Consider the following 19082-nt stretch of genomic DNA (forward strand, 5'->3'; position numbering starts at 1 on the left):
AATTATCTTTTGGTAATGGTAGCATCAGCATTAAGAATAGCACTTGCTACAACTGTATTGGCAGCCCACTGGTACCTGTCGGGCTTTTCTTTGATGGGATAGGCTCCCTTATTAAGCCATCCATCCATTTTTTCTGGTGCTTCTTTAAACTTTTTGAGCTCTACCTCCCTTAATTTCAACAGTAGCGCCAATTCATTTTCTTTTGGAAACCTTCCGGTAAGCTTTCGAAAAGCATCTTGAATGGCTTTGCTTGTATCCTGTTCCGTGGCAATCTGCATGCCCATGACTTTTGCAATTTCCACATAAATAGGGTCATTCATCAATACCAGGGCCTGAAGAGGCGTATTGGTTTCCTGTCTTTTAATGGTGGCTTCGGATCTTTCCGGTGCATCGAAAATATGTAAGGTAGGGTTGGGTACAGATCTTTTCCATAAAGTATACAGACTTCTTCTGAAAAGATTTTCGCCAGTATCTTCTACATATTGGCCACCGTTTACCGACCACAATCCATCCGGCTGATAAGGTTTTACACTCGGGCCACCCAAGGCTTTTCCAAGCATATTGCTGGCATAAAGGGCATTGTCACGAATCATTTCTCCAGGCATCCTACCTGAAGGACCTCTAGCCAACCATATATTATCACCATCTTTTTCTTTCAACTCTTTACCTGTAAGGGAAGATTGTCTGTAAGTAGCAGACATAAGCATCATTTTCTGCATCATTTTCACATCCCAGCCGGATGCTCTAAACGTCACCGCCAACCAATCCAGCAACTCCGGATGACTTGGCATTTCTCCCTGGTTACCAAAATCTGAAGAAGTGGCTACCAATCCCCTGCCAAAAAACTGTTGCCATAGCCGGTTTACGGCTACCCTCGCGGTAAGCGGGTGCTCATCATTCACCAACCAACGGGCCAGACCCAATCTGTTTTTGGGATAATCCTCTGGCATGGGAAGAATGGAGACCGGGGTATTTTTATCCACCTCCTCGCCGTGCGCAGCATACTCTCCACGCTCCAGTATATAGGTAGTTCTTCCCGGGTCCATGTCATCCATCACCATCACCTCTTGTACCGGCTCCACGGCCACAGAATGTTCCCTCCGAGCGGCTTCTAATTTTTTAAGCTGGTTTTGGTATTTTGGAGAAAGGTTGTTCCAATAAAACACTTCTAAAGTTTTCCGTTCCTCCCCACTTAGATCTTTGGCACTCTTTTTCACCACCTTGGCCAATAGTTCTGGCTGAAGCCATTCCAAAATTTCTAAGGATGTCAATTCCTTGTTAAAAATGGTAAGCTCGTCTACTGCTGCACCTTTCAATCCTCTCCCCCTCCACACAGCGCCCACTTGAATACCGGGCTGCTTGTCTCCATCAAATAATATGTCTTTGTACAAATTGTCTCTGGACATTTTGCTAGCCATTAATTTCCCATTGGAATAGGTCTTTATTCCTTTGGCTTTGGAGGAGCCATCATAGGTCATCAGCAAATGAACCCACTCATCTCTTGGGATGTCTTCCAGAGTATGGTTGCTAATGACATTATAAGGCGCCGTATGGGCAAGTATCATCTCCAGCCTATTATCCCTCAAATACAAATGGTAACCTCTCCTATTGAACAAGACAGCGCCATTACCAGTATGGAAGATTACGCCATTTTCAAGGTTTGCAGGGATGTTAACCCAAATTCCTACACTAAAAGGCTGGTCTTTGGAAAAACTACCTACTCCTCCCATTTTCAACCAGGCATCTCCATTGAGTGAAGCTGCTTTTCCTTGATAGCCATCCACCAATTCGGCCTGCTTGCTTGCTTCTCCTGTACTTTCCATAACTCCCTTAACCGTAGGGTTTATCCTATCCCGCAAGGGTACTTTATTAAAATCAAAATGTGCAATTAGTGATTTTGTGGGTTTGTAAAAGCGGATGTTTTTGTAACCTTCACTGCTAATCCAGGCTTCAAAATCAGCTTCTTCAACTATTTTGATGTTATCTAAAGTCACTTCTGCGGTGCTAATGTCATTCTTTAACAGTTTAAGCAGCTCGTCTTTTTTATCATCCGTCCACAACATAGTGGGTACAGGCATTGCATTGTCCCAAGAAATTTGTCCTGCTTCATCTACCTGGTTAAAAAAACTGCTCAATTGAAAATATTCTTTTTGACTTACAGGATCGAATTTGTGGTCGTGACACCTGGCACATTCCAGACTTAGGGCCATAAAGGCCTTACCGAGGGTGTTGGTTCTGTCCGCTACATATTGTACCCTAAACTCTTCCTGAACGATACCACCTTCCATATTTTGAGGATGTATGCGGTTAAAAGCAGTGGCCAGCTTTTGTTTTTTGGTGGGGTTAGGCAATTGGTCTCCCGCCAATTGTTCTATGATGAACTGGTCATAGGGCATGTTTTGGTTGTAGGCTTCTATCACCCAATCCCTCCAGGGAGACATGTCCCTGAACCTGTCTACGGTATAGCCATGAGTATCTGCAAACCTGGACAAGTCCATCCAAAACATGGCCATCTGTTCACCGTAATGGGGTGAGCCAAGCAAACGGTCAACTTGTTTTTCATAAGCATTCTCGGAATCATCCGCTAAAAATGCATCCAACTCCTCCAAACTCGGAGGCAAACCGGTTACATCCAGGCTTAATCTTCTAAGGAGCAATTCTTTGGAGGCAGATGGACTTGGTTCAAAACCATGCTCCACAAGTTTCTTACCTATAAAGAGATCTATGGGAGCTGTTGACCAGTCCCTAATTTTAGCTTCAGGAAGCACCGGCATTTTTGGGCTAATAAAAGCCCAGTGGGGTTGGTAATTGGCACCTGATTCAATCCATTTTATGAGTATGGCTTTTTGTCTGTTCGTTAAAGTAAGGTGGGATTCAGGAGTAGGCATCTGAAAGTCAGGATCCTCCGAAATGATTCTATGAAAGACTTCACTTTGATTCAACTTCCCCGGACTTATAGGGATTTTACCGCTTTCTTTGGTAGCAGCATAAGCTGCATCAGGAAGGTCTAGTCTCATGCCTGCTTCTCTGGCAGCTTCATCAGGGCCATGGCAGGAAAAGCAATTGTCTGATAGGATAGGTTTCACATGGATATTAAAATCCACCTGCTCTGGAAGTTCTTCCATAGCCTGCACTATTGGATCAGGTAAATTGGGCTTACAGGACAATCCCGTGATCACCAGAAAAATATAAATCCATCTGTGAAACATTGTCTTATCTAGGTTAATTTATTGTCAAAATAAATTTAACCGAAATTTCATCCAATTCCGATATTTTTTGAAGATATCATAGAATGAGTCAATTAAAAACCAGGCCAAATTCATTATATAAAATAGTTATCCTAATCATCTGATTTAAAAGTTCCTTCTACTTGATCAGCTAGATGCTGGCGGATAATGGAATGCTGTTGGCAAATAAACGAAGGTCATATGCCCTTAAATATTTGAGTCAAACTATTACCGAACCCCACCCTTCGAAACACCATAAATCAAACTAAAAAGCACATAAAATGGACTGATACATACAAATTCATGTGAAATAAAATGTTACTTATATAAATAAGTATATAATATTATCAATGTGTTCATAATAAAAGTATTCTTTTAAAATATGTTATTTTTTCAAAATTAAAATTATATTGGGAATGATTTGTTTAGCAAAAAACCAGGAGACACCTGTTGACTTCTGCTTACCAATTAATAGAAACAAACAAGAAGATTGCATTTGGAGTGACACATCTTCAAACGGTGGGGTTATGAATTTACTTGACCCTCTCTAAAAACATAAAATTTAATACATAATAAACCCAAAACACCCTAAGTATGAAAAAAGCACTTTTCCACCCGCTTTTCAGGATCATCAATTTTTCCTTTATAGGCATTTTAGGACAACTTTTGATGGTTGGCATTTCGTTTGCCAATGGAGAATTCATTAATGTCTCAGGTACAGTCACCTCATCTAACGGAGAGCAAATTCCAGGTGTCAGTATATTAGTCAAGGGCACAGCCATAGGAACAGTCACGGACCTTGATGGCACCTATTCGCTTAATGTGCCGAATGAAGGTGATATAATGGTTTTTTCCTCCATTGGATATCTTACACAGGAAGTACCCTTGAATGGTAGGGCTGTGATTGACATTATAATGGAGGAAGATATCCAAGGCCTAGAAGAGGTAGTAGTAGTAGGATATGGAACTCAGAAAAAAGTCAATGTAATCGGCTCTGTAACCACTATAGGTGAGGAAGAATTAAGTGCTGCTCCAGTCTCCACAATCTCTAATGCCTTGGCAGGGCGACTACCAGGAGCTATTGTTCAACAAACGAGTGGTGAACCGGGTAATGACCAAGCAGCTATTTTGGTGAGAGGGAGTTCCACCTTGGGTAATAACAGTCCTTTAATCGTTATTGACGGGATACCAGGACGGGACTTGAATTCGGTTCCATCTAACAGTATTGAAAGTATCACCGTACTTAAAGATGCGTCAGCTGCAATTTATGGTTCCAGGGCCGCCAATGGTGTTATCCTTGTTACTACCAAAGGTGGGTTAAAGAATACTCCCGCCACCTTCAAGTATGAATTTTACGAAGGATTTTTATCCCCTACCATGGTTCCTGAAATGGCAGACGCCCCCACCTATGCACAGATGATCCGAGAAATGCAATCTTACAGGGGAGTGGACGAAGCGAACATGTCTTTTTCTTTAGAAGATATTGAAAAATACAAAGCAGGAAATTTACCCTGGACACATCCCAATACGGATTGGTTTGATGCTGGACTGGCTGATTACAGCAGAAACCGCAGCCATAATTTCTCTGTTAGTGGCGGAGGTGAATCTATTAATTACTATGGAGCTTTAGGCACCCAATATGATGGAGGGATTTATTCCAACTCTGCTAGTTCGTTTAATCGGTATAATCTAACGGCAAATGTAGACGTAAAAGTCAACGAATTTTTAGATGTAGGTATTAATATTATAGCTTCTCAAGAAAAAAGGATGTTCCCTACCAGAGGTTCAGGAACAGTATTTGCACATTTAATAAGAGGTTATCCTACAGAAACAGCAACTTGGCCAAACGGCTTACCAGGGCCTGATGTAGAACGCGGAGACCAACCCCTTGTGATCTCATCATTTGAACCAGGATACGATGATGATAGACGATACCGAAGCAATAATACGCTTTCTGCTAATTTAAAAATTCCCGGAGTCGAAGGTTTGACACTCTCCAGTTATTATGCTTATGATATTTACTTCAAGCAGAGAAAATTGTTCGAAAGACCTTTTAACCTTTATCACTTGGACGTGGGAGGGTATTTGGCTGCAGGGAATACTGGTAGTGAAGATGGATCGGCATTTCTAACCGGAATCCCCAGTGGTCAGGCACCAGAACCAAGACTTAGAGATTTCTTTGATAATACCATTACAAATACTTTTAACTTAAAGTTGAACTATGACAAAACCCTTAATGGGGTTCACAATATAAGCACTTTTATTTCCTACGAAAATTCTGAATATACAGGTCAGGGAATTGAAGCATTCAGAAGATATTTTGTTTCAGATAAGCTACCCTACCTATTCGCCGGAGGAAATGCTGAAAAAGATAACGGTGGATGGATTGATATAGATGCTCGGGTAAACTATTTTGGTAGGTTTAGTTATAATTTTAAGGAAACTTATTTATTCCAGTTTAGTTTTCGCAGGGACGGTTCCCTTAGGTTCTCAGAAGAAAGCGGCCGTTGGGGGAATTTCCCAGGGGTGCTTGCTGGCTGGAATGCTTCCAATGAAGATTTCTGGAAAGATAATATAGGGTTTATTGATTTTTTCAAAGTCAAAGCATCTTGGGGTAAGATGGGGAATGATCTGGTAAATCCATTCCAATACCTCACAAGTTATGAGTTTGACGAAGGCACCGTATTCGGGTCTGGTAGGAATTATAACACTGGTCTAAACCTAACTGGAACACCAAATCCTTTTATCACTTGGGAGGTGGCCAATGTATATAATGCAGGATTTGAGTCTAATTTTTTAGACGGGAGATTGAGTTTAGATACTGAATTTTTTTATGAAAGAAGAAACAACATTCTTGTTCAAAGGAGCGCTTCAGTCCCCAACTATACCGGCATCTCCTTACCCGATGAAAATTTTGGCATTGTAGACAACAAGGGGTTTGAAGTTATTCTGGGATACAACGACCAAAAACCAAAGTTCTCTTATGGAATAAATGGGAATCTTGCCTTTGCCCGTAACAGTGTAATTGAATTTGACGAACCGGAACGAAATGTTCCTTGGCAGGTTCAGACTGGTTACCCTCAGGGTTCTGCCTTGCTTTATCGATCAATAGGTATTTTCCGAGATGAAGAGCATGTGAATTCCTTACCCCATGTTCCTGGCGCACGCCCTGGTGACATTATCATCGAAGACTATGATGGCAATGGTATCATTAATAACGACGACAGAACCTTGTTTGACAGGACAACCAATCCACAAATCACCTATGGTCTTTCTTTTAATTTTAAGTATGAAAATTGGGAACTCAGAGGACTGGTGCAAGGTGCAGGAAGAGCGATGAGATTAATGTACACGTCATTGCAAGGTAGTTCTGGTAATTATTTTCAATATGACGCAGAAGGTAGATGGACTCCCGATAATATTAATGCTGATAAGCCAAGAGCATTTGAAAGAGAAGAGGAATATTGGCGGTTAAATTTTAGGACAGACTATTCCTATCACAATACGTCTTATGCTCGCTTAAAGAACCTTCAGCTTTCCTACACTATTCCCACTCATCTCTTAGAGGCAATAAAAGTTTCCACTGCGAGAGTGTTTGTTACAGGTCAAAACTTATTCCTGATCCATGCAGGAACTGATATTATGGATCCTGAACTGGGAAATCTAAATAACTATCCAATCATGAGAGTCCTTTCATTTGGTACAAGTGTTTCTTTCTAATTAGATATAAAACAATCGTCATGAAAAAATATATAAATATTAACGTTTTATCAGTTTTTCTACTTTTGATGACTTCCTGTGTAGAAGAAGTTTTGGAGAAAGCCCCTTTAGACAGATATGCTGAGGAGCTGGTTTGGTCGGACATCAACCTTGCCAATAGCTATCTTAATACTGCCTATCGTAATATGTCAAGTGGGTTTAATTCCAATCTAAACCTCGCCGGCGTGTCTGACCATACCTTTTTTATCCATATTTACGGAACAGATGTTTATGTGCAGGGGAATATAACTCCTTCCAATATGGGGCCATTCAATCATACTCGGTTCAGGTTTCTTAATTGGCAGCTATTTGATAATATTCAAATCATAAATACCTTCCTTGAAAATATCGATAAGGTAGTAGAAAACACGGAAGAAAATGAACGAGAAGCAGCACAAATAAAAGCTGAAATATTGAAAGGAGAAGCCTTTTTCCTCAGAGCCTTTGCCTATGCCCAGATGGCCCGAACTTTTGGTGGCCTTCCTATATTAACAGAGCCTTTCGGAATAGGAGATGATTATCTAGGAACAGCAAGGGGGTCTTTTGAAGAAACAATCGATTTCATAGTGCAGGATTGTGACAATGCGGCAAGCCTTCTTTTACCAAAGGAAGAAATGGAAATGGGTAGAGCAACCAAAGGGGCGGCATTGGCGCTCAAGTCACGTATCTTGTTGTTTGCAGCCAGTGACCTTACCGCTGACGGTACAGCTGAAAATAAATATGTGGGTTATGAAAACCCAGATAGAACAGCACTTTGGTTAGCAGCAAAAAATGCAGCAAAGGCAGTTATTGACATGAACGCCTATTCCCTTGCAGATTTTGGAGCTCCGGATAAAGAGGCAGTGGCTAACAATTATTATGATTTTTTTCAGACAAACGGATCTTTCTAACAATGAGGTGATTTGGGGTAAAATGTTTGTAGCTGATGTTGGGGAACGGCATAGAAATAACTTATGGCAGGGACCCAACGGATTATCAAACTACGGAAGCAACAACCCTACTCAAGATCTAGTAGACACCTACCAAATGGAAGATGGTTCTAGCTTTTCAGATCATTTCACGCTAGATGAAAATAGTTATTATCAGAATATTTCAGATAAGTTCCAAAATGAAAACCCATATTATCATCGTGAACCAAGGTTTTATGGTTCTATATTATATGATAGTGCAAATTGGCAACCACGATTTTCCGACCTGCAAGAAAGAGATCCTTTAGGTATATATGACAGACGTACGCGTATAACTACACAAGGAGGCAATGAGGTAAGCAGCCTGGTAGGGATTGATACCCGTCAGGGGCCTGTGCATTCATGGAATGCAGGCTACACAGGCTATTTGATGAAGAAGATGATGGACCATGAAGTTATTGGCAAAGACCAATACAATGAAAATGTCTGGATATGGATGAGGTACGCTGAGATAATTTTGGACTATGCTGAAGCTAGCTTAGAGCTAGGAGACAGCCAAGAGGCGACAACATATATCAATATGATCAGAAACCGGGCCGGCATGCCTGATTTTACTGGAGATATTGAGGAGGCACTTCGATATGAAAGAGAAATTGAATTTACTTTTGAAAATATCCGATGGTTTGACATCAGGAGGTGGAAGATTCTTGAAGAAAAACTTGGGGATGCCAAAGGAATAGAGATTGTCGAAACCCGTAACTTGGATGAAGGAACAGTAAACACCATCTGGAGACGATTAACGGTCCAGGATCGTACGGTGCACAAAAAAATGTATTGGATACCCATTCCAAATGATGAAATGAACAAAGCACCTCATTTGGTACAGAATCCTGGCTATTGATATTAGGGTTAAGTAATGGTAAAAGCGAAAAAGTAAAAAACCAAATAGCAATATATTACTACTGGCATACAGATAAATTGTGGTTACCTTTTATAACCTTTGAGTTTAAACCCGAAATATGCAATAGACAATCTATTACGTGCTGAAGGATCGTCGCTTCTATTATGACTGGTAAGATTCCTGTTCTTCAGGGCTGAGCTTTGTCAATCGTTTTCCTCAGATTAATACATGGAGGAAACCATTTTATAATGGGGTGGTATTAATGTATAAAAAACCATTACAGCATACCATATTAACCACCTAGCCAAGTAAGGAACAAAAAAAAAGCCTGTTCGAATGAACAGGCTTTTTCTACTTTGATGTGATCCCGCTGGGGTTCGAACCCAGGACCCTAACATTAAAAGTGTTATGCTCTACCAGCTGAGCTACAGAATCAAAATTCCAATTTTTAGACCTCCTTTTTCAAGTCTTAATATCAAAAGAAAACTTGGTTTTTCGCCTTACTTTCCCGTAATTGGAATGCAAACTTAAAGGACTAAATTGAAAATGCCAAATCTTAGACGGATCTTTCTTGTTTTTTTATCAGGTTTTTCTCTGCTGTTTTCGCATCAGGCTGATAGTCAGGTCAGCGGAAAAAGCAGTTTGTCAACCGCAGATAGCATATTTTCTGAGAAAAAGTACAAAGAGGCTTTACAGCTCTACGAAACTATCCTTTATGAAGAAGAAGCTTACTCTCCAGCGATGTTGTTGAAGATGGGTTTTATTTCTGAAGGGCTAGGAGATTATGGTAAAGCATCCCTGTATTTATCTAAGTATTATGATTACAATCCCAACCCTGAAGTCATTGATAAAATCAAATCATTGACGGGACAGGTTTCACTAGAAGGCTATCAGGTTTCTGACCAGGATAGGTTCCTTCGACTACTCCTCGATTACAAAACCATCATTACTGGTACTGCCGCATTGCTTATGCTCGTATTCTTGATATTGGTATTTGTATTTCCGAAAAAACGTACTGTTTTCTATTATCCTGCTCTTCTGTTTTTGGTGGTGACCTTTGCCAGCAACAATTTCCTGAACAAACCGGATACGGGTATTATTACCGGAGGTCCAGTACTTATTATGGATAGCCCATCTGCTGCGGGAAATCTCGTAAGAAGAGTAGAGGCTGGCCATAGGGTAACCATTTCTTCCAGCAAGGACATTTGGTACCAGATAAAGTGGGGAAATAAAGATGCCTACATTCGCAAATCGGATATTTCCAAAATTTAAGAATTACGCCTCAAATTATCCTGAGCCTAGCAATCAAGGAGTGAATACATTTCCGATAATAATGTTGTGTTCATTTTCATTGACCTGAAAAATGCATTGGCAAAATCACGGATTTTGGAATAGGGTTCGTAATGCCTGTCCTGATTTTCTTCAAGAGGAAGGAGCCTGTAATCTCAAGAAAACCAAGCCATTTGGAAATTGAATCCTTGCAGGGCTACGGTAAAAAAGGCTATTGAATATATTAGTATAAACTACTTGTTAAGGAAAGCCAGTAAATCCTTAAGAAAATGAAGTAAGCTGGAGTCAAACAACGAAACACAAAAAGTGGTACTTAATCTCTATTGAGCCTGCTGAATCAGTCATTAAGTTTATTTCATCGCATCCGAAGCATTATTTTCACCTTCCGGATCTTCATCCAACACAGGATCTACCATACTTAGTATTTCTCCCGGAGACATATAAAGCGCTTCAATTTTTTGTTTGTAAGCCAAAGGAATTTGATCATGGTTAAGCACAAAGTTTTTTGTCGCTATTATTTTCTCACCTAGTCCATGGGCAACAGCGAAACTATCTGCTGCAATTTCAGCTTTGGTCACAAAATTATTGGACAGGTAATATTTGACGCCAAAACCCAACAAGTCAAAAGAGCTCCTATTTATATAATCCTGAATATGCCCTAGTTCATGGCCTATCCAACCTAATAACACATCATCTGGAAGTTCTTCAATTGGAATAGGATTGTCCTCCAAGAAAAGAAACCTTGAGATTTTTATTTTATAGGAGCGATTATCCTTTTGGTGAAAGAATAGGGAACCAACTTTTGGCTGTGCCTGCATTACAGATCCAGTGATATTGTTTTTGAATTGAAAATCAATCTTGGTATTTACCAAATCCGGGAAATAAGAAAGCGCTTCTAAAGTTAACGTCCTGATTTCCTTGGGAATGATCTTATTTGTAGCAAATTTCTCCAATTTATTATTTGGCTTAAAGTGAATTTGACTTTCAGTTACAGGTTCATTTTTGTTGAATCTCCCCTCAGAATTGCAGATCAGCAAAAGGTTTAGGGAAATAATAATATTGCTTATTAAATATATCATGTTTCACACCTAGTTTATCTATGTATAGTACACAATATCAAATAGAAATCAAAGGAAAACCATAAAAAAATCCCGCCTATTTTAGACGGGATTTACTATTTATTTCAACCTGACCCTTAAATGGCCCAGGCTTTATCTCCTTTTTTATAATCTATACAAGGTTCGTATCTCCCTGGTGTTTCCACAAATTTTAGTGCCTGAGTAGCACCTATTTCTGAAGTAAAGTAACCTAACAAAGTCAGGTCTTTAATCATTAATATGTATTTGTCATCTGCGTTCTCTTCAGTAGCAGGAATCATTGCTTTCTTATTGACTTTATTGAGGTAGCTTGTTCTTTCCTCCACCGTCGCATCCATAAATTCCTTACTGTTGTCCGCCTTAAAATCACTCTTTAGCTTATTAAGGCCGTTTACGAAGGATTTTTGTTGTTCTTCAGTATAAGTAGCTTTTACCATCATTGCCATAAAGGAGCCAATTCCTGCAGCTTTAGCTCCTGGTGTATCAGTGGTAGGAATGATTGCTTCACCAATTTCATCCATATAAGCCAATTCACCTTCAGAAAAATCCAGCCCTTCTATCTGCTTATCAGGAGCACATCCTGTCAAGATAACATTGGCTCCAACCATGGTTCCACCCATCATCAGTGCCACGCTTTTTAGTGCTTCTCTTCTATTTATAAAATTCATATCACTTCAATTTGGGTTTACAGATTACCTTTTTTCAATTCTTCAACAGCAAAGCTTGCAGCTCTAGCAGTCATGGCCATATAAGTCAATGAAGGATTTTGTGCTGCTGCGGAAACCATCGCCGCTCCATCCGTTACAAAAACGTTTTTGGCATCCCACACTTGATTGTTGCCATTCAAAACAGAAGATTTAGGATCTCTTCCCATTCTTGCTGTACCCATTTCATGTATACCCTGTCCAAAGGTATAACCGGTATCATAAGTGGTAACATTCTTTACGCCTGCAGCTTCAAGCATTTCTGCTGCATCATTTTTCATGTCCACCCTCATTTTCATTTCATTGTCATGAATCTCAGCGTCCATTTCCAAAACAGGTAATCCCCATTTATCTGTAACCGTTTTGCTGAGTTTAATTGAGTTGTTATGGTAAGGAAGTATTTCACCAAAAGCTGTCATTCCTATTGTCCATTCTCCAGGCTCTGTCAATTCCGCTTTTAAAGGAGCACCAAAATCCAATTCAGCAACAGTTCTGCTCCAACCTTGTCGGCTAGCTCCTCCTTGAAAACCAAAACCTCTGATATAATCTCTCTTTTCGTTACCTAAGTTTCTATACCTTGGAATATAAAATCCTCCTGGTCTTCTTCCAAAGTAATACTTGTCATCGAAACCTTCTACAACACCTCTTGCTCCAAGCCTGAAATGATGATCCATAACATTGTGCCCAAGCTCTCCTGAGCTACTGCCTAATCCTTCAGGCCATACTTCGGTAGCCGAGCGCATTAATATTGCCGAAGAATTGAAGGAAGAAGCACAAAGGAATACTATTTTTGAATCGAATGCGTAGGTTTCGTTGGTTTCACCATCGATGATCTCTACTCCTGTTGCACGTTTTTTGTCTTTGTCATAAAGTACTTTGGTAACGATTGACCAAGGCCTTAAAGTAAGGTTACCTGTAGCAACTGCAGCTGGCAATGTAGAAGCTTGAGTACTAAAATACCCTCCATAAGGACAACCAAGTGAACATTTATTCCTGTATTGGCATCCAGGCCTACCCGGAAGTGGCTGGGTAATATTTGCTATTCTGGCATGGGTCATTAACCTTGCCCCTTTGAAATGATCCTTAACTCGGTCAGCAACGCTCTGCTCCACACAGTTCAATGGCATGGCAGGCATAAATTCTCCATCAGGGAGAATGTCCAGTCCATCCTTGTTACCGGATATTCCTGCAAATTTTTCTACATAACTGTACCAAGGTGCCAGGTCTTTGTACCTGATAGGCCAGTCAACAGCTATTCCTTGCTTGTCATTGGCTTCAAAATCAGTATCAGACCAGCGATAACTCTGTCTTCCCCAAAGTAGGGAACGACCACCTACCTGATAACCTCTAAACCAGGTAAAAGGCTTTTTTTCTACATATGGAGAATCATCCTCATGCGCCCACCAGTCTAGGTTTAACTCGTTCAAAACATAATCCCTTCGGAGGTTAGGATGGTTTTCCAACATCTCCACTGTCCGCCTTCCTCTGTGAGGTATTTCCCAAGGTGCTTTGGTAGCGTTTTTATAATCTTTTACATGCTCTACGTTTGGTCCTCTTTCCAGAAGAAGTACTTTTAACCCCTTCTCTGTTAGTTCCTTTGCTGCCCAACCGCCACTGATCCCTGAACCAACGACAATAGCGTCATAACTTTGATTAGCCATATGCTTTAATGTTTATTTTAGGTATTGCAATACTATTGATTTTATTAAAGAAATGGTAAATATTTCCATTTTCCTGAATTCCGCTTATGTAATTTATAAATGCTCTAAATAGCTGTTTTCATATGCCAATTCTATTGGCCAACTATTCCATAATTTATTCCTCTTTCAGACCATTCTTTTCAGCATTGGCTTTTATGAAATCATTGTCTTTGAAAAACAAGACAAAAATCACCGTCACTACCAAAGCAATTGCTGAAGGTATCAACCAAATATTTTTCCACACATGGCTTCCATCGTTCAATAAATAGAAATCTGAAACAATGCCTGCTATCCAAAACCCAATCAGCATCCCTATCCCATAAGTCGCTAAAGTGATCAAGCCCTGTGCAGAACTTTTGTATTTTGGACCTGCCTTCGAGTCGGTATATATCTGACCAGCAACAAAGAAGAAATCGTAACAAATCCCATGCAGTGCAATGCCTATAAGTAGTAAATAAGTACCTTCTCCCGCATCTCCAAAAGCAAAAAACGCATACCTCACAACCCATGCAAGCATGCCCACAATCAAGGTGGTTTTCAAACCAAACTTCTTAAAAAAGAAGGGCATCAGCAAAAGGAACATTACTTCTGAAACCTGGCCTATGGTCATTTTACCGGTAGGGTTGGTAAGTCCAACTTCTGAAAGGAAAGGATTGGCATTTTGATAGTAAAAAGCAAGTGGAATACATATAAGTATAGAAGATAAAAAGAATATAGAGAAATCCTTGTCTTTCAATAACTTAAGCGCATCCAATCCGAGTATTTCTACAATAGATTGTTTCTCCCCTTTTACAGCAGCGATAGGAGGTGTTTTAGGAAGTGTAAAGGCAAAAAGGCCCAAAACTACTGAGGAGATGGACGACATCATAAAGGTATTTCGAAGCATTCCTTCTCCTATGGCTGCTGAGCTATCCCATATAAAGAAATAACTAATCATCAAGCCAGAAGCTATCCATCCTACAGTTCCCCAAACCCTGATGGTACTGAATTCTTTAGCCGGGTCTTTCATTTGATTGAAAGAAACTGAATTGACCAGGGCCAAGGTGGGCATATAGATAATCATATAGGCCAGGACATAAGGATAGAATGATACAAAGCTATCAGAAGAAAACATCATGTACATCAATCCCGCTCCCAGGAGGTGCAGAACGCCTAAAATTTTCTCTGCATTAAAAAACCTGTCTGCTATTAACCCAATTACAAATGGAGCCACTATGGCTCCGATGGATTGGGTGGAAAATGCTGCTGCCAACTGACCACCATTTGCTTGAAGGTTATTTCCTAAAAATGTTCCTAAAGTTACGTACCAGGATCCCCACACAAAAAATTCGAGAAACATCATTAGGGAAAGCTTAAACCTGTTATTTAAAGTCATAGTTTTTGGTGTGTTAGTGTTTAGGATGATCAAATTTAGTCAAGGACTCTTGGCAAACAATCTATAGAAATATTTAAAATTTAAGCCAATTTAACGTAAATTTATCACTTCAGAAAGCGAGTATAGGATTTCGCAATTCCTGAAATTATTTTCTACTATTTGCAAAAACTAATAGATACAGCATCATAGGTTGAAATATATAAGAATATAGGGAATTAAAGAAACCAAAAAACCAAAGACCAGAAGAATGAGTAACAGAAAACTTAAAATGGGGATGATCGGAGGTGGACCAGGATCTTTCATAGGCGCTGTCCACAGAATTTCAGCTGCAATGGATGGCATTATCGAATTGGCCGCAGGAGCTTTTAGTAGCAGTCCAGAAAAATCAGCCGAAACAGGTAAAGAGCTTTTTCTTCCTTCTGAAAGGGTTTATGCCTCTTATGACGAAATGTTTGAAAAGGAATTGCTATTGCCTGAATCTGAAAGAATAGATTTTGTGGCAATTGTTACACCCAACCACGTACATTTTGATCCGACCAAAAAAGCATTGGAAAATGGATTTCACGTGGTGCTGGACAAACCAATGACTTTTAGCTATGAAGAAGCCAAAGAACTCAGCAAGATAATAGAAGAAACAGGTTTAATGTTTTGCCTAACCCATACCTATACTGGCTATGCCATGATAAAGGAAGCAAAACATTTGATCTCATCTGGTGTTTTAGGTAAAGTAAGAAAAGTATATGTAGAATATCCACAAGGATGGTTGTGGAATAAACTTGAAAATACCGATTATAAGCAGGCCATCTGGAGAACAGACCCGAAAAAAAGTGGTATTGCTAACTGTATGGGAGACATAGGTACCCATGCTTTTAACCTTGCTGAATACGTGAGTGGGTTGAAATTGACAAAATTATGTGCAGACCTTAATAGTGTTGTTGAAGGCCGGGTACTTGATGATGATGGTGCCGTCTTGTTAAAATTTGAAGGGGGTGCTTCAGGAGTATTGATGGCCACACAGATTGCGACGGGTGCAGAAAACAACATTAAAATCAGGGTTTATGGGGAAAAAGCAGGACTGGAATGGCAACAAGACAATGCCAATTCATTAATTGTCCATCATCCAGAAGCACCTGACCAGATTTACCGAGCAGGTGGAAACATTGCTTACTTGTCATCGGCTGCTTTGGAAAACCTCAGAACACCGGGAGGCCATCCAGAAGGTTACCTGGAAGCTTTTGCTAATTTGTACCGAAATTTCGCTAGATGCCTTTACGCCAGAAAGAATGGTGAGACGCCTAAAAAGGAATGGTTAGACTTTCCTGGAGCTGAGGATGGATTAAGAGGTATGGCTTTTGTGGAGCATGTAGTAAAAAGTAGCAATTCTAATGAAAAATGGACTAAATTTGAACTCTAAATAACCCTAAACTTTATGAAAACCATTAAAGGACCAGCCTTATTTTTGGCTCAGTTTGTAGATGATAAAGCACCTTTTAATAATTTAAAAGACATTTGTACCTGGGCAGCTAGCATAGGATACAAAGCTGTTCAAATCCCTACCTGGGATGCCAGACTCATAGACTTGCAGAAAGCAGCCGAGGACATGGATTATGTCAACGAAATCAAAAATACAGTAAAAGAAGCTGGTGTTGAAATTTCTGATTTTTCCACGCATTTGCAAGGACAGCTAGTAGCTGTTAGTCCTGCATACAATGAGCTTTTTGATGCATTTGCGCCTGCTGAATTAGCAGGTGATTTAAAAGGAAAACAAAAATGGGCTACGAATCAGTTAATGATGGCTGCCAAAGCAAGTAAAAACTTTGGCTTGACCACCCATGGTACTTTTAGCGGCGCCCTGATGTGGCACACCGTCTATCCATGGCCACAACGCCCTGCCGGCTTGGTAGATACTGGCTTTGAGGAATTGGCAAAAAGATGGTTGCCTATTTTGGATGAATTTGATAAGTATGGAGTGGATGTTTGTTATGAACTACACCCGGGAGAAGACCTTCATGATGGCGTTACTTTTGACTTGTTTCTAGAAAAAGTAAACCACCATAAAAGAGCCAATATCCTATATGACCCAAGTCACTTCGTTTTGCAGTGTCTAAATTATGTGGATTTTATCGACATTTACAAAGACAGAATAAAAATGTTTCATGTGAAGGATGCAGAGTTTAATCCAACAGGGAGACAGGGTGTTTATGGTGGCTATTCCAGCTGGATAGAACGGGCAGGTAGATTCCGTTCGTTAGGGGATGGCCAGGTTGATTTTAACGCTATTTTTAGTAAACTTTCGCAATATGATTTTGATGGATGGGCTGTTTTGGAATGGGAATGTGCCATTAAGCATCCAGAAGATGGAGCGATAGAAGGAGCTAAATTTATTAGTGAGAAAATAATACATGTTACCGAAAAAACTTTCGATGATTTTGCTTCCACAGGATTAGACGAAGGTTTGAATAAAAAACTATTAGGAATTTAATTAATCTAACTATTACAAACCATGAAATTTAATTTGAATTTAAGTATGGCCGTTATTGCCAGCGCAATGGTAGCCGTTTCAGCCTGTGGTGGCTCCGGTAATTCTGAATCAGCATCTAGCGAAAGCACAGCTGCTGCACCACCACCAGCTCCTATAGAGATAAGCCTTGAAGAAAAGTATAAGGATGATCCTGTATACATCAAAGGTTCAGAATTAATGGGACAAAATGATTGCCCTTCTTGCCACATGCTTGAAAGGAAAATCGTAGGCCCATCTTATGCTGATGTTGCTGCTAAATATGAGACAACAGATGAAAATGTTGAACTTTTGGCAGGAAAAATCATTGCAGGTGGTGTAGGTACTTGGGGAGAAATTCCAATGCCAGCTCACCCTACCCTTTCTGAAGAAGATGCTAAAAGTCTTGCACAATTCGTACTATTGCTAAAGAAATAATCTGATATGATAAAAACAACTTTGTCTATAGCAGCACTGTCACTTGCAGTTGTGGCCTGTGGTCCTGCCTCAAGTGAAAAAGGTACTGCGGAGGAAAATATAGAAGAAATCATCGTGACGGAAGAAGAGTGGATTAGTTTATTTGATGGCGATAGCCTGACAGGTTGGACCAGCTTTGGTAAAGACCAGCCAGGTGAAGCGTGGGAAGCTGCCGATGGTGTGCTCTACTTTAACTCAGGTAAAAAAGACGAAGGTGCTTCTGCAGGAGATTTAGAAACCAAAGAAACTTTTGGGTATTTTCACTTACAAATTGAGTGGAAAATTTCTGAAGGTGGAAACAGTGGAATCATGTTCTTAGTTCAAGACAATGGCGATTACGAAAGGCCTTACCATACAGGTCCTGAGTATCAAGTCTTAGACAATGATGGGCATAAAGATGGAAAAATCATCACTCACAGAGCAGGTGACCTTTATGACATGATCGAGTCTACCGAAGAAGCAGCAAAACCAGTTGGTGAATGGAACAAAACTGAAATTATTATCAATGATAGCAAATTGCAGTTTTTCCTTAATGGAGTAAAAACAGTAGAAACAACGCTATGGGATGACCAATGGAATGCCATGGTAGCTGAAAGTAAATTCGCTCAATGGGATGGTTTCGCTAAATTCAAGGAAGGTAAAATCGTACTTCAGGACCACGGAGATGATGTGTGGTTCAGAAATATCAAAATCAAAAGACTTTAAATAGTTACTTAAAGGCCTTCTTTCTTCAATACTTAATTAAGAAGACTTTATTGAAGTCTGACTAGTCCTGAATAGACGTTACAGATTTCAAGGATAAATTTAGATAGCATCGGGTTTTGACTCGGTGCTATTTTTGTTTCTGTAGGTTTTAATCCGTATGGTGTTTTGCTGATGCATTTTATTGGGTGTTTCCATCTGACAACTCCAATGCGGCCTTTCATTATTGTAAATATAAATAGATTCTTCTATTAATATGTTCATCAGTTTTAAATCCTTGATTGTGATTCCCAGAATAAATTCATGTTTGAGTATTCCATTTACTCTTTCAGCAACTGCATTTTGGTATGGATCATAGCTTTCTGTCATGCTACAGCTGACTTGATTATTTTGTAATACGTCTTGGTAGGCATCACAACAATATTGTAATCCTCTATCAGAGTGG

14 protein-coding genes and 1 tRNA gene are annotated in these 19082 nt (G+C 39.9%); 8 read left to right on the plus strand and 7 right to left on the minus strand.

What is annotated here, in order from left to right; translation table 11 throughout:
* Positions 1–2 precede the first annotated feature (2 nt).
* Positions 3–3209: a DUF1553 domain-containing protein gene (locus ADICYQ_RS16320; protein ID WP_040416722.1), complete on the minus strand. Its 3207-nt coding sequence runs from the start codon at positions 3207–3209 to the stop codon at positions 3–5.
* Positions 3210–3821: 612 nt separating this feature from the next.
* Here ADICYQ_RS16320 and ADICYQ_RS16325 point away from each other — a divergent pair.
* Genes ADICYQ_RS16325 through ADICYQ_RS28850 form a run of 3 tightly spaced genes read left to right on the plus strand, consistent with a single transcriptional unit; the run spans position 3822 to position 8795 of the window.
* Positions 3822–6947, plus strand: coding sequence for a SusC/RagA family TonB-linked outer membrane protein (locus ADICYQ_RS16325; protein WP_040416723.1), 3126 nt, complete (start codon positions 3822–3824; stop codon positions 6945–6947).
* Between the two features lie 20 nt (positions 6948–6967).
* Positions 6968–7876: a RagB/SusD family nutrient uptake outer membrane protein gene (locus tag ADICYQ_RS28845; protein ID WP_020893451.1), complete on the plus strand. Its 909-nt coding sequence runs from the start codon at positions 6968–6970 to the stop codon at positions 7874–7876.
* Positions 7845–8795: a RagB/SusD family nutrient uptake outer membrane protein gene (locus ADICYQ_RS28850; protein WP_020893452.1), complete on the plus strand. Its 951-nt coding sequence runs from the start codon at positions 7845–7847 to the stop codon at positions 8793–8795. Before ADICYQ_RS28845 ends, ADICYQ_RS28850 begins: the two co-directional genes overlap by 32 nt.
* Before the next feature lie 362 nt (positions 8796–9157).
* Here the strand turns inward: ADICYQ_RS28850 and ADICYQ_RS16335 are convergent.
* Positions 9158–9230: transfer RNA gene (locus ADICYQ_RS16335), tRNA-Lys, on the minus strand.
* A 111-nt stretch (positions 9231–9341) separates the two neighbouring features.
* Between ADICYQ_RS16335 and ADICYQ_RS16340 the strand changes: the two genes are divergently transcribed.
* Positions 9342–10067 (plus strand): SH3 domain-containing protein, encoded by a 726-nt coding sequence (locus ADICYQ_RS16340; protein WP_020893453.1) that lies wholly within the window; start codon positions 9342–9344, stop codon positions 10065–10067.
* Positions 10068–10435: 368 nt separating this feature from the next.
* On the opposite strand, the gene ADICYQ_RS16345 is transcribed toward ADICYQ_RS16340, so the two are convergent.
* From ADICYQ_RS16345 to ADICYQ_RS16360, 4 genes are all read right to left on the minus strand, one after another.
* Positions 10436–11164 (minus strand): hypothetical protein, encoded by a 729-nt coding sequence (locus ADICYQ_RS16345; protein WP_020893454.1) that lies wholly within the window; start codon positions 11162–11164, stop codon positions 10436–10438.
* A gap of 116 nt (positions 11165–11280) precedes the next feature.
* Positions 11281–11850: a gluconate 2-dehydrogenase subunit 3 family protein gene (locus ADICYQ_RS16350; RefSeq protein WP_020893455.1), complete on the minus strand. Its 570-nt coding sequence runs from the start codon at positions 11848–11850 to the stop codon at positions 11281–11283.
* A gap of 17 nt (positions 11851–11867) precedes the next feature.
* Positions 11868–13547: a GMC oxidoreductase gene (locus ADICYQ_RS16355; protein ID WP_020893456.1), complete on the minus strand. Its 1680-nt coding sequence runs from the start codon at positions 13545–13547 to the stop codon at positions 11868–11870.
* Positions 13548–13701: 154 nt separating this feature from the next.
* A complete protein-coding gene (locus tag ADICYQ_RS16360; protein WP_040416725.1) occupies positions 13702–14961 on the minus strand; it encodes a nucleoside permease in 1260 nt (419 codons plus the stop codon).
* 247 nt (positions 14962–15208) lie between these two features.
* Here ADICYQ_RS16360 and ADICYQ_RS16365 point away from each other — a divergent pair, with 247 nt between their 5' ends.
* The 4 genes from ADICYQ_RS16365 to ADICYQ_RS16380 are packed head-to-tail and all read left to right on the plus strand — an operon-like array spanning position 15209 to position 18640.
* Entirely contained in the window at positions 15209–16375 is a 1167-nt protein-coding gene (locus ADICYQ_RS16365) for a Gfo/Idh/MocA family protein (protein WP_040416726.1), read from the plus strand.
* Positions 16376–16390: 15 nt separating this feature from the next.
* Positions 16391–17443, plus strand: coding sequence for a sugar phosphate isomerase/epimerase family protein (locus ADICYQ_RS16370; RefSeq protein ID WP_020893459.1), 1053 nt, complete (start codon positions 16391–16393; stop codon positions 17441–17443).
* Positions 17444–17464: 21 nt separating this feature from the next.
* Positions 17465–17896 (plus strand): c-type cytochrome, encoded by a 432-nt coding sequence (locus tag ADICYQ_RS16375; protein ID WP_020893460.1) that lies wholly within the window; start codon positions 17465–17467, stop codon positions 17894–17896.
* Between the two features lie 6 nt (positions 17897–17902).
* Positions 17903–18640 carry a 3-keto-disaccharide hydrolase gene (locus tag ADICYQ_RS16380; RefSeq protein WP_020893461.1) on the plus strand — a complete coding sequence of 246 codons (738 nt, stop codon included), beginning with the start codon at positions 17903–17905 and terminating at the stop codon, positions 18638–18640.
* Between the two features lie 99 nt (positions 18641–18739).
* On the opposite strand, the gene ADICYQ_RS16385 is transcribed toward ADICYQ_RS16380, so the two are convergent.
* The coding region (locus ADICYQ_RS16385) for an integrase core domain-containing protein (RefSeq protein WP_040416731.1) at positions 18740–19082 on the minus strand (343 nt) is incomplete at its 5' end.

The sequence above is a fragment of the Cyclobacterium qasimii M12-11B genome (assembly GCF_000427295.1).
Classification (GTDB): Bacteria; Bacteroidota; Bacteroidia; order Cytophagales; family Cyclobacteriaceae; genus Cyclobacterium; species Cyclobacterium qasimii.

What these genes read in the sequence shown, in the direction of transcription:
- ADICYQ_RS16365 (WP_040416726.1), top strand. Translation starts at nt 15,209, where the DNA reads ATGAGTAACAGAAAACTTAAAATGGGGATGATCGGAGGTGGACCAGGA.
- ADICYQ_RS16370 (WP_020893459.1), top strand. Translation starts at nt 16,391, where the DNA reads ATGAAAACCATTAAAGGACCAGCCTTATTTTTGGCTCAGTTTGTAGAT.
- ADICYQ_RS28845 (WP_020893451.1), top strand. Translation starts at nt 6,968, where the DNA reads ATGAAAAAATATATAAATATTAACGTTTTATCAGTTTTTCTACTTTTG.
- ADICYQ_RS16355 (WP_020893456.1), bottom strand. Translation starts at nt 13,547, where the DNA reads ATGGCTAATCAAAGTTATGACGCTATTGTCGTTGGTTCAGGGATCAGT.
- ADICYQ_RS16375 (WP_020893460.1), top strand. Translation starts at nt 17,465, where the DNA reads ATGAAATTTAATTTGAATTTAAGTATGGCCGTTATTGCCAGCGCAATG.
- ADICYQ_RS28850 (WP_020893452.1), top strand. Translation starts at nt 7,845, where the DNA reads ATGATTTTTTTCAGACAAACGGATCTTTCTAACAATGAGGTGATTTGG.
- ADICYQ_RS16345 (WP_020893454.1), bottom strand. Translation starts at nt 11,164, where the DNA reads ATGATATATTTAATAAGCAATATTATTATTTCCCTAAACCTTTTGCTG.
- ADICYQ_RS16350 (WP_020893455.1), bottom strand. Translation starts at nt 11,850, where the DNA reads ATGAATTTTATAAATAGAAGAGAAGCACTAAAAAGCGTGGCACTGATG.
- ADICYQ_RS16325 (WP_040416723.1), top strand. Translation starts at nt 3,822, where the DNA reads ATGAAAAAAGCACTTTTCCACCCGCTTTTCAGGATCATCAATTTTTCC.
- ADICYQ_RS16320 (WP_040416722.1), bottom strand. Translation starts at nt 3,209, where the DNA reads ATGTTTCACAGATGGATTTATATTTTTCTGGTGATCACGGGATTGTCC.
- ADICYQ_RS16380 (WP_020893461.1), top strand. Translation starts at nt 17,903, where the DNA reads ATGATAAAAACAACTTTGTCTATAGCAGCACTGTCACTTGCAGTTGTG.
- ADICYQ_RS16360 (WP_040416725.1), bottom strand. Translation starts at nt 14,961, where the DNA reads ATGACTTTAAATAACAGGTTTAAGCTTTCCCTAATGATGTTTCTCGAA.
- ADICYQ_RS16340 (WP_020893453.1), top strand. Translation starts at nt 9,342, where the DNA reads ATGCCAAATCTTAGACGGATCTTTCTTGTTTTTTTATCAGGTTTTTCT.